Below are 15,292 nucleotides of genomic sequence, written 5' to 3' on the forward strand. Positions count from 1 at the left end.
TCTTCGATCGTAACGGGAGGATGCCGCAACGATAGCACAGCGCTGAAACACCAGCGAGGCCACGTACGACGGCACTTCGGACAGTTTCCGGCGTCCGGTGGCGCCGCCATTTATTGCCTCGGCTCGACAGCCTCTTCCAACTCCAGCATCAACCCGCTCAACCGCTTGACCTTGCGTCGGACCGCCTCTTCAAACACTCCGGCACGTGGCTCGATCAATGTGAACCAGTCCTTGGCCCGGGTAATGCCGGTATAGATCAGCTCCTTGGTCAGAACCGGGTTCAGGGCGTCCGGCAAAATCAGCGCCGTATGGGCAAACTCGGAGCCCTGGGATTTGTGCACGGTCATGGCGTACACGGTTTCGACATCATTGAGCCGGCTCGGCAGGACAAAACGCACGCCACCCTGGCCATCATTGCGCGGGAAGGCCACGCGCAATACCTGACGACCCGCCTCGGGACCATCGCGCTCCGGCAACTTGAGGGCAATGCCGATGTCGCCGTTCATCAAACCCAAGCCATAGTCGTTACGGGTCATCAGCACCGGCCGGCCTTCGTACCACTGCTGATTGCTGTCGATCAACCGGGCCTTGAGCAACGCATCGGTCACGCGCTGATTCAAGCCCTCCACCCCCCATGGCCCTTTGCGAACGGCACACAACAACTGGAAGGCGTCAAAGGCTTGCAGCACCTGGCGTGCCCAATCGGTCCAGCGTGAATCCTCAAGCGAGCTGTCGAGCGGTGGCCGCAGGTGGCGCAGCAGGCTGAGGTAATGCCGGTAGCCTTGCGGCCCCTCACCATGCCCTTCGAGTAACAAGCGCTCCAGCGCCCGGTCCTGTTCACCCTTGAGGGGCAGGGAAAATACATCGCCGTGGCTTCGAGCCGCCAGCAACTGCCGAGCCTCTTCGGGTTGTTGCCGGTTGACCCAGCGCGCCAGTTGGCCAATGCCGCTTCCCTCGCCGAACCGACGCGAGTGACGCAGCATCACCACTTGCTGGGCCAGTGGATGAGTCCCCTGAGTGTCTTCTTGCAAACCACTGGTTGCGAGGTTTTCACCACTGACCGTTTCCAGCCACTGACGCGTCTGCGGGCTATACCAACCAGCCTCGGCGTCGCGGCACAGATCACCCAGCACAGCACCGGCCTCCACCGAGGCCAGTTGGTCCTTGTCCCCCAGCAGAATCAGTCGGGCATGAGCCGGCATCGCGTCGAGAAGATTGGCCATCATCTCCAGGTCGATCATCGAGGCTTCATCCACCACCAGCACATCCAGCGGCAAACGGTTACCGGCGTGATGACGGAAATGTCGCGTACCGGGCCGACTGCCGAGCAGACGGTGCACGGTGGTAACGTCTGACGGAATTTTATCTCGCACGGCTTCAGCGACTTCCAGCGTGCGGACTTGTTGGCTGATGGATTCCGTCAACCGTGCCGCAGCTTTCCCGGTGGGGGCGGCGAGACGGATGCGCAAGGGTTTGTCAGCCTCCACCGCTGGCGCCTGAAGCAATGCCAGCAAGCGCACGACCGTGGTGGTCTTGCCGGTCCCCGGGCCGCCGGTGACGATGCTGAAGGCACTGCGGGTCGCCAAGGCACACGCTAGTTTCTGCCAGTCGATCACCTCGCCAGGCCTGGCCGAACCGAACAGACCGACAAGACGTTGGGGCAGATCGCTCGGCGTGGTTTCGTGTTCGGCCAGACGCACACGCAGGGCGTCATCGATACGCCGCTCGTAAGCCCAATAGCGGCGCAGATAAAGGCGTTTTCCCGACAGTACCAACGGCCTTTGTTGAGCCGTTTCACTCCTGTCGGCTGCCAATGCGACCAAGTTGCTGGCGGCCAGTACCTTGCACCAATGGGCGCCGTCCAGCGCCTCGAGCAATTGTGATGGCAGCAGCATCGCGCCACTTTGCAGATCACCTTCCGGGGGCAATGACAGTGCGAAGTCCGGCTCTTTCAGGGTCTCGAACAGGTCCAGGCAGACATGGCCGTGGCCCAATTGGTGGCTGGTCAATGCCGCAGCCAACAGCACCAGAGGGTCATCGTCGGGAGCGAGTTCGTGCAAGAACGCAACGAAGGCCTTGTCCAGCGCTCGCAACCAACCCCGTTCTACCCAACGGGTGAGCAGCAGCAACAAGTCATCGGCGCGACTCAACGGTGCCAGACTCGCCAGACTTTCCGCTGCCAATGGCGTCGGCAGCAAATCGGCGAAGGTGCGACTCATAGCAGTACTCCCTGTTCCCAGGCGGGTTCGGCCTTGGGTTCTGGCTTGCCCTGGAACAGCCGGTCAAGACGCTCGATCAGTTCTCTTGGCGGACGGGCGAAATACACGCCCTGACTGGATGCGCGGGTGCCACGCAGGAACAGATACAGCGCCCCACCGACATGCCGGTCGTAATCGTAATCGACAAGCCGTGCCTTGAGCTGGCGGTGCAGGGCCAGCAGGTACAGCACGTATTGCAGGTCGTAGCGATTGTCCAGAATCGACTGTTCCATGGCTTGCTCGGTATAGGCCATGTCATCGACACCCAACCAGTTGGATTTGTAATCGGCGACGTAATAGCGACCATCATGCTCGAACGTCAGATCGATGAAACCCTTGAACATGCCATTGAGCAACACCGGTTCAGCTGCAACACGGGCAACGCCATTGTGGGTGTATTGGCGGACCAGTTCGTCGAGTTTGAGCACATCGACTTTATGGCTGGCGAACCAGAATTCCATCTCGACGCGGTACTGGGTCAATTGCTCGAACATCACTGGCGCCTGTCCGGCACCGATGTGCAGCGGCGACTTGAGCAGGTGCTGCAGCCAATCGCTCAGCGTGGTGATCCAGCCTTCCCAGCCACGACGGTTGCAGCGACGGGCAATGGCATCTTCCACGGCTTGTGGCGTAGCAGCAAAACCCTCGTTACCGGCCCATTCAAGCAAACCATGGAGAAAGGTGCCGGGATTCGGACCACGAGGGAAACGATGGATATCGGCACCGCCAGCGACCACTTCTCGCGGCGCTTCCGGGTCAAGGCGCTCGTCGTCAAACAGCTTTTGCGCTTGCGGGTTTTCCGGTGCTTCGTCACTGCCCACGCTCAGGCTGTCGCCAATGCGCAGGGCGCTGTAGGAGGCAATCCACCAGTTTTCGCTGGCCTTGCGTTTGGGAATCAGCGGGGCAAGCAACGTCGCATCGTTTTGCGGCGGGTGGTAATGCTCGGCGGTTTCTTCAGGCATTTCACTGTAGTTCAGCGCCGGACAGTCCTGCTGCAAGTCTTCAAGCCAACGCGTCAACCCCGCCGATTCGGTCAATGGCGCACCACCGCCCAGCAAGTAACCCAGTGCCGAAACGTGCAGCACCGAACTGTTGTTATTGCCACGCTTGAGGTCCGTAACACCGAGCCAACAGGCGTGTTGTGCACGGGTCAAGGCCACATACAACAAGCGCAGATCCTCGGCCAGGCGCTCATGATCGGCCAACGCGATCAACTCAGGTGTCGGCTTCAACGTCACTTGGGCCTTGCCGGTCTCGTCGTGGTAATGCAGCGGCAAGCGGCTGCCGTCGACCGGCTTCGCCGAACACACGAACGGCAGGAACACCAACGGATACTCAAGCCCCTTGGACTTGTGAATCGTCACGACCTTGACCAGTTGCTCGTCGCTCTCCAGACGCAGTATCTGCTCTTCGCCAGCCTGACCGGACAACGCCAGGTGTTCGGATAAATGCCGGATCAACGCTTGCTCGCCATCGAGTTCGGCGGCCGCCTGTTGCAGCAGTTCGGACAAGTGCAACAGGTTGGTCAGCACACGCTCGCCGTCGCTTCGCGCGATCAGTGCCTGAGGTAGCTGGAAGTCATGCAGCAAGCGACGCAGCATCGGCAGCACACCCTGTTTGCGCCAGAGTTCGCGATAACCGCGGAACTGCATGACCCGCGCTTCCCACGCCAACTCGTCCTGATTCAAGCGTTCCAGCTCAGCCAGCGACAGATTCAGCGTGATACAGGCCAACGCCGCTCGCAGCGGACGCTCGACATCCGGCTCGGCGCAGGCCTTGAGCCAGGTCAGCAGGTCATGAGCTTCCTGTGCGGCGAACACCGAGTCCTTGTCCGACAGATACACGCTGCGCACGCCCCGAGCGGTGAGTTCGGCGCGCACGGCCTGGGCCTCTTTGCCGTCGCGTACCAGGATCGCAATATCCGCTGGCAGCAAGCCTTTGAAGTCCTTGCCGTCCTGGATGAAACCCGCCTGGCCTTGTTGCCCGCCATTGAGCAAAGCAGTGATTTCGCTGGCGCAAGCAGCGGCTAATTGCTGTCGGTAAACGGCGCCGGACAATGGTTGTTCGGCGGGCAGATGCCAGATGTTCAGAGCGGGTACAACCTGCCCCTTAACCTGCAGAAATTCTTTGCGGCCCTGGGAGGCGACCGGCAGGAACGGCACCGGATTTTCGCCACTTTTTTCACGGAACAGAAATGCGCCCCGCCCCGCTTCCCGCGACTCGGCGCGCTCGAACACATGGTTCACCGCATCGACCATGCCATGGCTGGAACGGAAATTGGTGCCCAGGGTATGCAGCCGGCCAGTGGTGGCCTGGCGGGCACGCAGGTAGGTATAGATGTCGGCACCACGGAAGGCGTAGATCGCCTGCTTCGGGTCGCCGATCAGGAACAGGCCGCATTCAGGATTGTTGTCCTCGATGCGATAGATGCTTTCGAAGATCTGGTACTGAACCGGGTCGGTATCCTGGAATTCGTCGATCAACGCTACCGGAAATTGCTCGCGGATCAGGGTTGCCAAACGTTCGCCGCCCTCGGCTTGCAACGCGGCATCGAGGCGCAGCAGCATGTCATCGAAACCCATTTCCGCGCGGCGACGCTTTTCTTCCTCGAACCGCGCGCCTACCCATTGAGCGGCATGTTGCAGGACTGCCGCATCGGGGGTCGGCAAACTGTCGAGACTGGCCTTGAGGCCAGGCATTGCGTCCAGTCCCGGGTGATTGGGCACTTCGCCCTTTTTCCACGCCTCAGCCATGCCATCAGGCGTCAGGCGAGTGAAGCCGGTGCCAATATCCAACTGCTCGAGTAATTCATCTTCGGCCCAGGTTTTTATCTTTTCGAACCAGGGTTCGAAATAGCGTGCCTGCATCTTCCGACCGTCGACGCTTTTACTTGCGACGCCCTCATGACAGATGGCAAGCAACTCGTCCGCCCATTGACGCCAAGGCATTTTGAGTTCGAGCAATGCAGCCCGTCGCTCTTGCAGACACTCAGTGATCAGCTCGACAGGCTCTTTGCCTTCAGCGCTGTGGCGCTCACTGGCGAACAAACCACGAACTCGCGGCAACAGGGCTGCGGGCCCGCCCCAATTACCCCGCACCCAATTCAGCGCATCGCCTTGCATCGGGTAACAAAACAATCGCCAGTAATCGCGCAGAACCTCGCCGAGCAAATCACTGTGATCGGTTTCCAGGGTCTGGGTAAACAGGCTGCCACTGTCGAACGCGTGCTCGCGCAACATGCGCTGACACCAACTGTGGATGGTCGAGACAGCTGCTTCGTCCATCCACTGAGCAGCGATGTCCAGACGGTTTGCGCATCCGGACCACTGTTCGGGAAGGTACTGTTCACGCAGCTCAGCAATAAGGGCATCCGGCGCCGGTGTTTCATCGCGGAAAAACCGTGCGGCTTCGGCAAGACGCGTTCGAATACGTTCGCGCAGCTCTTTGGTCGCGGCGTCGGTGAACGTCACAACGAGGATTTGCGGCGGTAACAGTTCACGTCCAAATCCGCTCGATTCCCCGCCGTGGCCCAAGACCAGACGCAGGTACAACGCGGAAATAGTGAAGGTCTTGCCGGTCCCGGCACTGGCCTCGATCAGTTGACTGCCGCGCAGCGGGAACGCCAGGGCCAACGGTGTCTGGCTGGTCATGAGCGCGGCTCCTCGCTGGTCAATGAGCGCCAAGGGGCTTCCAGCATTGGCTTGTACAAGGCGTTGCACCAATCGGCGAAAGTCTCGTCGGCAATCAGTGCGTCATAGTCAGCAAACTGCCGGGCAAGCGCAGGACTTTCGCGGCGCTCGCCGTCAGTGGTCAGGCCGTCGCCTTCATAGGCCTTGCGAGCAGCGGCGTCGGCTTTGGCAGGATCAGTCTGGGTTAGCCAGGCAAACGCCGTTTTTACTGCAATGGGTAGAGGTTGGCGCATGCCTGCTTGCCAGGCCATCAGCAGGTCGCTCAGGGTCCGGAATGCAACATCCTTCTCCATCGGACCGAGCAGCAGGCTGTCGTCACTGGCCACCAGCGCAGTGGTCATGGCCATTCCACTGGCGCTGGCAACCAGATGATTGACCCATGACCGTGTCAGACGATGCCATTTGCGAGACTTGATCGAGCCGATGCTGTTGGGAATAGTAGTGACCGACAGTAAACCACCGTCAGCTCGCTGATGCAGACCGCTGAGCCAGCCTTCGAGGCGCAGCCCTTGCAGCTCAAGACTCACAGGTAAAGCGCTGGTGAGCGGTGTCGGCCACAGGGCCAAAAGATGTTGATAACGCTGCAGCAGATCCGGCAATGGCTCAATCAATTCCCGTTGCAGGCATTCACCAAAGCCGGCCATGGGCAGCAGGCCGCTGTTTTGCAGACGTTTGGCCTGCGCCTCCAAAGCCTGATCGGACTGATCCAGATGCTCCAGCGCGGCGTCGAGCAAACTGTCGCTGAGGCTGTAGCGTTGCAGCGCGTCGAGGACAAATGGCTCCTCATCGGCAAGCGGCACTTCAGCCGATTCAAAGAACACCTTCAGCCGCTGACTGAAGAAGTGACGCACCGGGTTGCGCAGAAAATCCTGCAGTTGGCCAAGGCTTAGCGGCTCGTCCTGAACATAGGGGGCGAGGATGCTGTTATCGGTTGCCGACTCAACAGCTTGATGAAGCACCTGCCATTCGCTGGCGTAGCTGAACAAGTCATCGCCTTCGTGGAAATAGCGGGCACTGAAAGGCTGTAACGGGTGCTCCTGAGTCATTGCCTCAAGCAAGTCTTCATCGGCATTGTGCAGTCGCCATCCGCTGGCCAGATGGTCGCGCAGTTGGCCAATCAGCACAGAAGCCGGGCGTTCGCTGTTATCGCGAATGCTGCGGCCAACCCAACTGATGTAGAGCTGGTTACGTGCAGACAGTAGCGCTTCCAACAACAGATAGCGGTCATCTTCGCGTCGTGAGCGATCACCCGGACGGTAATCGCTGCCCATCAGGTCGAAGTCCAGTGGCGGTTGCGCACGCGGATAATCACCATCATTCATCCCGAGCAGGCAGACCAGCTTGAACGGGATCGCGCGCATGGGCATCAAGGTGCAAAAGTTAACTGCACCGGCGAGAAAACGTTGGGACAAGCGCCCCTGATCGAGACCGGCGAGCCAGGCTTCACGAACTACGGTCAACGGCAACTCGTCGTACAGACCGACAGACTCACAGGTCTCAAGCCAGGTCTCACGCAACTCTTCGAGCTGGGCAAGCAAGTAGTCGTCATGCTCATTACTGGCCTGGAAAAATAACTGTACCAACGCTTGCAGGCGCATCCCCCATTGCAGGGGCGGCGCAGGTCGGGTGAGTTCCTGGTGAGCAATTTCAAGCGCATCCAGGAGCGCCACTAAAGGACCTATGAGCGCGGCGTCCAGACCACCAATTTCGTCGTAAGGCTCGATACCTTGGCAAGCACTGGCGCTGCCGACTGCATACCCAAGCAGCATCCGCCGTAAACCGAAACGCCAACTGTTTTGCTCCAGTTCCTGCGGCAATCCAAGCCCCGCTCGTTGCTCGGCGCTCATACCCCAGCGGATGCCTGCGCCTTCGATCCAGCGATGCAGGGTCGGCAGGTCACGTTCCTCTACACCAAAGCGAGCGCGCAACGCTGGAACGTCCAGCAAATCAAGGATCTCACTGACGGGGAAACGACTGTCGGGCAGTTTGAGCAGGTGTTCGACAGCAATCAGCAACGGGTCACGACCGCGCTGGCCTTGATCTGCGAGCGTGAATGGAATGAAGCGTGGGTCATGGCGTTCAAGCTGGCCGAACACAGCGCGAATATGCGGTGCATAACTGTCGATGTCCGGAACCATCACGATAATGTCGCGCGGTCTTAACTCAGGATCAGCACTGAAGCGTGCGAGCAACTGATCGTGAAGTATCTCTACTTCGCGCTGAGCACTGTGGGCAATGTGAAAACGGATCGATTGATCCGCGTCTGTATCGACTGCCGGCCAGCGTTCGCGCGTTTCATTCAGAGGACGCAATTCGAGGATGTCGTCCTGCAGCTGGTTCAGCAGGTTCTGTGGCTGGCTGTCACTGAACAGATCAATGCGCCCGTCACGAAACGCCGAGCGATAGCTGTTGGGATCGTCGTAGCTGTCGAGCAGATTAATGTAGTCCCGCCCTTGTTTACCCCAAGCTGCCAATAGCGGATGGGCATGCTGATGCAGCGTTTGCGAATCCAGCACGACCGGCATGCCACTCTTGCGGGCCTGACGCTTGTATTGATGCCGTAACAGGTCTTTATCGGCGACGATGTCCGCCCAATGGTGACGACATGGGTTGTGCACACAAAGCAAAACCTGACTGAAACGGGCCAGACCGGCGAGTGCTTCCAGAGCTTGAGCGGGAAGCGAAGAAATCCCGAAAACGATCACTCGGGATGGTAATCCGTCGGGGGCGACATCGAGGTTGTTGATGCGCTCGATAAATCGTTGATGGACGCCAGCACGACTTTGCGCCATGCCTTGCTCTCCCACATCCAGCAACAACGCACGCCACAATTCCGCCTGCCAGCAGTTGGCCGGGGTCAGGGGTTTCGCTTCACCCCGACCGTTGCGTAATTGATGACGACCTTCAGCCCAGTCTTCAAGCCAGTCGGCTCGGTACACCTGATATTGGTCGAACAGGTCTGCCAGCCGCTCCGCCAGTTGATAGCGTTTGCGCAAATCGGTGTCATTGGTCAGAAAGCGTTGCAGAGGCTCGAAGTGGGGCTGACCTATCAACTGCGGAAGTAGTCGCATGAGTCGCCAGGTCAGCGGGGCCTTATCGAGCAAAGACTTGGCAGGAATTTCATCTCGGCCAAGCACCATGCGATAGAGCTGCCACATGAAGCTGCCCGGCAATTGCACGTCGATGGCTGCGGCGATTCCGCAGCCGCCCATATCGTCCTCTTCCGGGTCTTCCGCCAGTGCCAGCTTTAGCCACTGGGCGATGCCGTTGCTCTGCACCAGAGCGATTTCATTTTCCAAGGGAGCCAGCGGGTATCGCCGCATCCAGCTGACCACCAGGCTGCGCAGCTCGTCCAGGCGGTTACCGTGAACCACCATAAAACCAGCACTGAGGGACGTCGCGTCCGGCATAAAGGCTTCCTTGGAAAAATACAAAAGCTAGGGCCGAACCTTAGCATTGTCGGGAGACTGTGACAGCCGGGAGCTGTCCGGTAATGCTGTACGAACTTTCCTGCGGGCAAAACAAAACCCCAACTGCTTTCGCAATTGGGGTTTCGGAATTTAATCTTGACGATGACCTACTCTCACATGGGGAAACCCCACACTACCATCGGCGATGCATCGTTTCACTGCTGAGTTCGGGATGGGATCAGGTGGTTCCAATGCTCTATGGTCGTCAAGAAATTCTTGAGCTGACGCGTCTTGCGACGTTCCAGCGAATTGGGTATGCGATAGTTTGTGTGTTGCTCTCGAACTTTCGGTTCATTGCGTCTTCACACACCGCAATCTGATGCTCTTTCGAGTAGTCAAATTGCTTGGGTGTTATATGGTCAAGCCTCACGGGCAATTAGTATTGGTTAGCTCAACGCCTCACAGCGCTTACACACCCAACCTATCAACGTCGTAGTCTTCGACGGCCCTTCAGGGGACTCAAGGTCCCAGTGAGATCTCATCTTGAGGCTAGTTTCCCGCTTAGATGCTTTCAGCGGTTATCTATTCCGAACATAGCTACCCGGCAATGCCACTGGCGTGACAACCGGAACACCAGAGGTTCGTCCACTCCGGTCCTCTCGTACTAGGAGCAGCCCCTCTCAAATCTCAAACGTCCACGGCAGATAGGGACCGAACTGTCTCACGACGTTCTAAACCCAGCTCGCGTACCACTTTAAATGGCGAACAGCCATACCCTTGGGACCGGCTTCAGCCCCAGGATGTGATGAGCCGACATCGAGGTGCCAAACACCGCCGTCGATATGAACTCTTGGGCGGTATCAGCCTGTTATCCCCGGAGTACCTTTTATCCGTTGAGCGATGGCCCTTCCATACAGAACCACCGGATCACTAAGACCTACTTTCGTACCTGCTCGACGTGTCTGTCTCGCAGTCAAGCGCGCTTTTGCCTTTATACTCTACGACCGATTTCCGACCGGTCTGAGCGCACCTTCGTACTCCTCCGTTACTCTTTAGGAGGAGACCGCCCCAGTCAAACTACCCACCATACACTGTCCTCGATCCGGATAACGGACCTGAGTTAGAACCTCAAAGTTGCCAGGGTGGTATTTCAAGGTTGGCTCCACGCGAACTGGCGTCCACGCTTCAAAGCCTCCCACCTATCCTACACAAGCAAATTCAAAGTCCAGTGCAAAGCTATAGTAAAGGTTCACGGGGTCTTTCCGTCTAGCCGCGGATACACTGCATCTTCACAGCGATTTCAATTTCACTGAGTCTCGGGTGGAGACAGCGCCGCCATCGTTACGCCATTCGTGCAGGTCGGAACTTACCCGACAAGGAATTTCGCTACCTTAGGACCGTTATAGTTACGGCCGCCGTTTACCGGGGCTTCGATCAAGAGCTTCGCGTTAGCTAACCCCATCAATTAACCTTCCGGCACCGGGCAGGCGTCACACCCTATACGTCCACTTTCGTGTTTGCAGAGTGCTGTGTTTTTAATAAACAGTCGCAGCGGCCTGGTATCTTCGACCGGCATGAGCTTACGGAGCAAGTCCTTCACCCTCACCGGCGCACCTTCTCCCGAAGTTACGGTGCCATTTTGCCTAGTTCCTTCACCCGAGTTCTCTCAAGCGCCTTGGTATTCTCTACCCAACCACCTGTGTCGGTTTGGGGTACGGTTCCTGGTTACCTGAAGCTTAGAAGCTTTTCTTGGAAGCATGGCATCAACCACTTCGTGTTCTAAAAGAACACTCGTCATCAGCTCTCGGCCTTAGAATCCCGGATTTACCTAAGATTCCAGCCTACCACCTTAAACTTGGACAACCAACGCCAAGCTGGCCTAGCCTTCTCCGTCCCTCCATCGCAATAACCAGAAGTACAGGAATATTAACCTGTTTTCCATCGACTACGCTTTTCAGCCTCGCCTTAGGGACCGACTAACCCTGCGTCGATTAACGTTGCGCAGGAAACCTTGGTCTTTCGGCGTGGGTGTTTTTCACACCCATTGTCGTTACTCATGTCAGCATTCGCACTTCTGATACCTCCAGCAAGCTTCTCAACTCACCTTCACAGGCTTACAGAACGCTCCTCTACCGCATCACCTAAGTGATACCCGTAGCTTCGGTGTATGGTTTGAGCCCCGTTACATCTTCCGCGCAGGCCGACTCGACTAGTGAGCTATTACGCTTTCTTTAAAGGGTGGCTGCTTCTAAGCCAACCTCCTAGCTGTCTAAGCCTTCCCACATCGTTTCCCACTTAACCATAACTTTGGGACCTTAGCTGACGGTCTGGGTTGTTTCCCTTTTCACGACGGACGTTAGCACCCGCCGTGTGTCTCCCATGCTCGGCACTTGTAGGTATTCGGAGTTTGCATCGGTTTGGTAAGTCGGGATGACCCCCTAGCCGAAACAGTGCTCTACCCCCTACAGTGATACATGAGGCGCTACCTAAATAGCTTTCGAGGAGAACCAGCTATCTCCGAGCTTGATTAGCCTTTCACTCCGATCCACAGGTCATCCGCTAACTTTTCAACGGTAGTCGGTTCGGTCCTCCAGTTAGTGTTACCCAACCTTCAACCTGCCCATGGATAGATCGCCCGGTTTCGGGTCTATTCCCAGCGACTAGACGCCCTATTAAGACTCGCTTTCGCTACGCCTCCCCTATTCGGTTAAGCTCGCCACTGAAAATAAGTCGCTGACCCATTATACAAAAGGTACGCAGTCACCCAACAAAGTGGGCTCCCACTGCTTGTACGCATACGGTTTCAGGATCTATTTCACTCCCCTCTCCGGGGTTCTTTTCGCCTTTCCCTCACGGTACTAGTTCACTATCGGTCAGTCAGTAGTATTTAGCCTTGGAGGATGGTCCCCCCATATTCAGACAAAGTTTCTCGTGCTCCGTCCTACTCGATTTCATGACTAAGAGATTTTCGCGTACAGGGCTATCACCCACTATGGCCGCACTTTCCAGAGCGTTCCGCTAATCTCAAAGCCACTTAAGGGCTAGTCCCCGTTCGCTCGCCACTACTAAGGGAATCTCGGTTGATTTCTTTTCCTCAGGGTACTTAGATGTTTCAGTTCCCCTGGTTCGCTTCTTAAGCCTATGTATTCAGCTTAAGATACCTAACTTATGTTAGGTGGGTTCCCCCATTCAGACATCTCCGGATCAAAGTCTGTTTGCCGACTCCCCGAAGCTTTTCGCAGGCTACCACGTCTTTCATCGCCTCTGACTGCCAAGGCATCCACCGTATGCGCTTCTTCACTTGACCATATAACCCCAAGCAATCTGGTTATACTGTGAAGACGACATTCGCCGAAAATTCGCGATTAAACTCACAAATTTTACCTTAGCCTGAATAAACACCAGTGAAAGTGCTATCCAGTCTATCTTTCTATCACATACCCAAATTTTTAAAGAACGATCTAGCCAAAGACTAGAAATCAACATTCACCACCATCACGATGGAATGCTCATTTCTAAGCTTTATACAATCAGAAGCAGTAGTGGTGGAGCCAAACGGGATCGAACCGTTGACCTCCTGCGTGCAAGGCAGGCGCTCTCCCAGCTGAGCTATGGCCCCGTATTGCTACAGGATCCCACACAAAAATTGGTGGGTCTGGGCAGATTCGAACTGCCGACCTCACCCTTATCAGGGGTGCGCTCTAACCAACTGAGCTACAGACCCAATTTCGGGCTGCTTCTTATCGTCTTCTTCAATGAATCAAGCAATTCGTGTGGGAACTTATGGAGCAGCTGATGTCGTCGATTAAGGAGGTGATCCAGCCGCAGGTTCCCCTACGGCTACCTTGTTACGACTTCACCCCAGTCATGAATCACACCGTGGTAACCGTCCTCCCGAAGGTTAGACTAGCTACTTCTGGTGCAACCCACTCCCATGGTGTGACGGGCGGTGTGTACAAGGCCCGGGAACGTATTCACCGCGACATTCTGATTCGCGATTACTAGCGATTCCGACTTCACGCAGTCGAGTTGCAGACTGCGATCCGGACTACGATCGGTTTTATGGGATTAGCTCCACCTCGCGGCTTGGCAACCCTCTGTACCGACCATTGTAGCACGTGTGTAGCCCAGGCCGTAAGGGCCATGATGACTTGACGTCATCCCCACCTTCCTCCGGTTTGTCACCGGCAGTCTCCTTAGAGTGCCCACCATTACGTGCTGGTAACTAAGGACAAGGGTTGCGCTCGTTACGGGACTTAACCCAACATCTCACGACACGAGCTGACGACAGCCATGCAGCACCTGTCTCAATGTTCCCGAAGGCACCAATCCATCTCTGGAAAGTTCATTGGATGTCAAGGCCTGGTAAGGTTCTTCGCGTTGCTTCGAATTAAACCACATGCTCCACCGCTTGTGCGGGCCCCCGTCAATTCATTTGAGTTTTAACCTTGCGGCCGTACTCCCCAGGCGGTCAACTTAATGCGTTAGCTGCGCCACTAAGAGCTCAAGGCTCCCAACGGCTAGTTGACATCGTTTACGGCGTGGACTACCAGGGTATCTAATCCTGTTTGCTCCCCACGCTTTCGCACCTCAGTGTCAGTATCAGTCCAGGTGGTCGCCTTCGCCACTGGTGTTCCTTCCTATATCTACGCATTTCACCGCTACACAGGAAATTCCACCACCCTCTACCATACTCTAGCTTGTCAGTTTTGAATGCAGTTCCCAGGTTGAGCCCGGGGATTTCACATCCAACTTAACAAACCACCTACGCGCGCTTTACGCCCAGTAATTCCGATTAACGCTTGCACCCTCTGTATTACCGCGGCTGCTGGCACAGAGTTAGCCGGTGCTTATTCTGTCGGTAACGTCAAAACAGCAAAGTATTAATTTACTGCCCTTCCTCCCAACTTAAAGTGCTTTACAATCCGAAGACCTTCTTCACACACGCGGCATGGCTGGATCAGGCTTTCGCCCATTGTCCAATATTCCCCACTGCTGCCTCCCGTAGGAGTCTGGACCGTGTCTCAGTTCCAGTGTGACTGATCATCCTCTCAGACCAGTTACGGATCGTCGCCTTGGTGAGCCATTACCTCACCAACTAGCTAATCCGACCTAGGCTCATCTGATAGCGCAAGGCCCGAAGGTCCCCTGCTTTCTCCCGTAGGACGTATGCGGTATTAGCGTCCGTTTCCGAGCGTTATCCCCCACTACCAGGCAGATTCCTAGGCATTACTCACCCGTCCGCCGCTCTCAAGAGAAGCAAGCTTCTCTCTACCGCTCGACTTGCATGTGTTAGGCCTGCCGCCAGCGTTCAATCTGAGCCATGATCAAACTCTTCAGTTCAAACATCTTTGGGTTTTTAAGAAACCCTAAACTTGGCTCAGCAATCGTTGGTTACATCTTTGATTTCTCGCGGAGTAACTTGTGATGCTGATAATCTTGTTGACTATCAGTCTGACCCCACAAGCACCCACACGAATTGCTTGATTCAGTTGTTAAAGAGCGGTTGGTTAAGATCTTTCGTCTCAACCGAGGCGCGCATTCTACAGCGTCCTCTGTATCTGTCAAGCGGTTATTTTCAGAAGTTTTCAAAGTTTCCTTTGCAACTTCAACCACTTGCGCTTCCGATCTCTCGTTAGCGGGAGGCGAATTCTACAGCGTTACTCGCTGCTGTCAACACCTCTTTTTCTCCGCTTTCGACCGAGAAGATCGAACCGTCAATCAAGCCGCACAACACCGCTTAACCAACTCCTTCTGGGCTTCGATAACCTGAAGCAACTCGCTGCCGAAAACTGCGTAACTCTTTGTTTACCAAGGAGTTTTCCGTTTCGACTGCGCCGGAAGTGGGGCGAATTATAGACTTCCAGAATCTGCCGTCAACACCTATTTTCACATTTCTGTCACACAGGTCAAAAAAGCCCGAAAACACGAAGGC

3 protein-coding genes, 2 tRNA genes and 3 rRNA genes are annotated in these 15,292 nt (G+C 56.3%); all 8 read right to left on the reverse strand.

Features of this window, described 5'->3' with window-relative positions:
* Positions 1–110: 110 nt before the first annotated feature.
* Entirely contained in the window at positions 111–2,219 is a 2,109-nt protein-coding gene (recD, locus tag ACYZUC_RS16615; protein WP_461989342.1) for an exodeoxyribonuclease V subunit alpha, read from the reverse strand.
* Positions 2,216–5,908: an exodeoxyribonuclease V subunit beta gene (gene recB, locus ACYZUC_RS16620; RefSeq protein WP_461989343.1), complete on the reverse strand. Its 3,693-nt coding sequence runs from the start codon at positions 5,906–5,908 to the stop codon at positions 2,216–2,218. The genes recD and recB overlap by 4 nt, the downstream gene beginning before the upstream one ends.
* The gene (gene recC / locus ACYZUC_RS16625) at positions 5,905–9,357 is read right to left on the reverse strand and encodes an exodeoxyribonuclease V subunit gamma (RefSeq protein WP_461989344.1); all 3,453 of its coding nucleotides are present in this window, start codon (positions 9,355–9,357) and stop codon (positions 5,905–5,907) included. Before recC ends, recB begins: the two co-directional genes overlap by 4 nt.
* A gap of 154 nt (positions 9,358–9,511) precedes the next feature.
* Positions 9,512–9,627, reverse strand: a 5S ribosomal RNA gene (gene rrf, locus ACYZUC_RS16630).
* A gap of 145 nt (positions 9,628–9,772) precedes the next feature.
* A 23S ribosomal RNA gene (locus ACYZUC_RS16635) occupies positions 9,773–12,664 on the reverse strand.
* A 236-nt stretch (positions 12,665–12,900) separates the two neighbouring features.
* Positions 12,901–12,976 (reverse strand) — tRNA-Ala (locus ACYZUC_RS16640).
* A gap of 28 nt (positions 12,977–13,004) precedes the next feature.
* A tRNA-Ile gene (locus ACYZUC_RS16645) sits at positions 13,005–13,081 on the reverse strand.
* Between the two features lie 82 nt (positions 13,082–13,163).
* Positions 13,164–14,700 (reverse strand): 16S ribosomal RNA (locus ACYZUC_RS16650).
* The 16S, 23S and 5S rRNA genes sit together here with 2 tRNA genes alongside, the layout of an rRNA operon.
* Between the last annotated feature and the right edge of the window lie 592 nt (positions 14,701–15,292).

The organism is Pseudomonas sp. GT1P32 (genome assembly GCF_054897805.1).

What these genes read in the sequence shown, in the direction of transcription:
- recD (WP_461989342.1), bottom strand. Translation starts at nt 2,219, where the DNA reads ATGAGTCGCACCTTCGCCGATTTGCTGCCGACGCCATTGGCAGCGGAA.
- recC (WP_461989344.1), bottom strand. Translation starts at nt 9,357, where the DNA reads ATGCCGGACGCGACGTCCCTCAGTGCTGGTTTTATGGTGGTTCACGGT.
- recB (WP_461989343.1), bottom strand. Translation starts at nt 5,908, where the DNA reads ATGACCAGCCAGACACCGTTGGCCCTGGCGTTCCCGCTGCGCGGCAGT.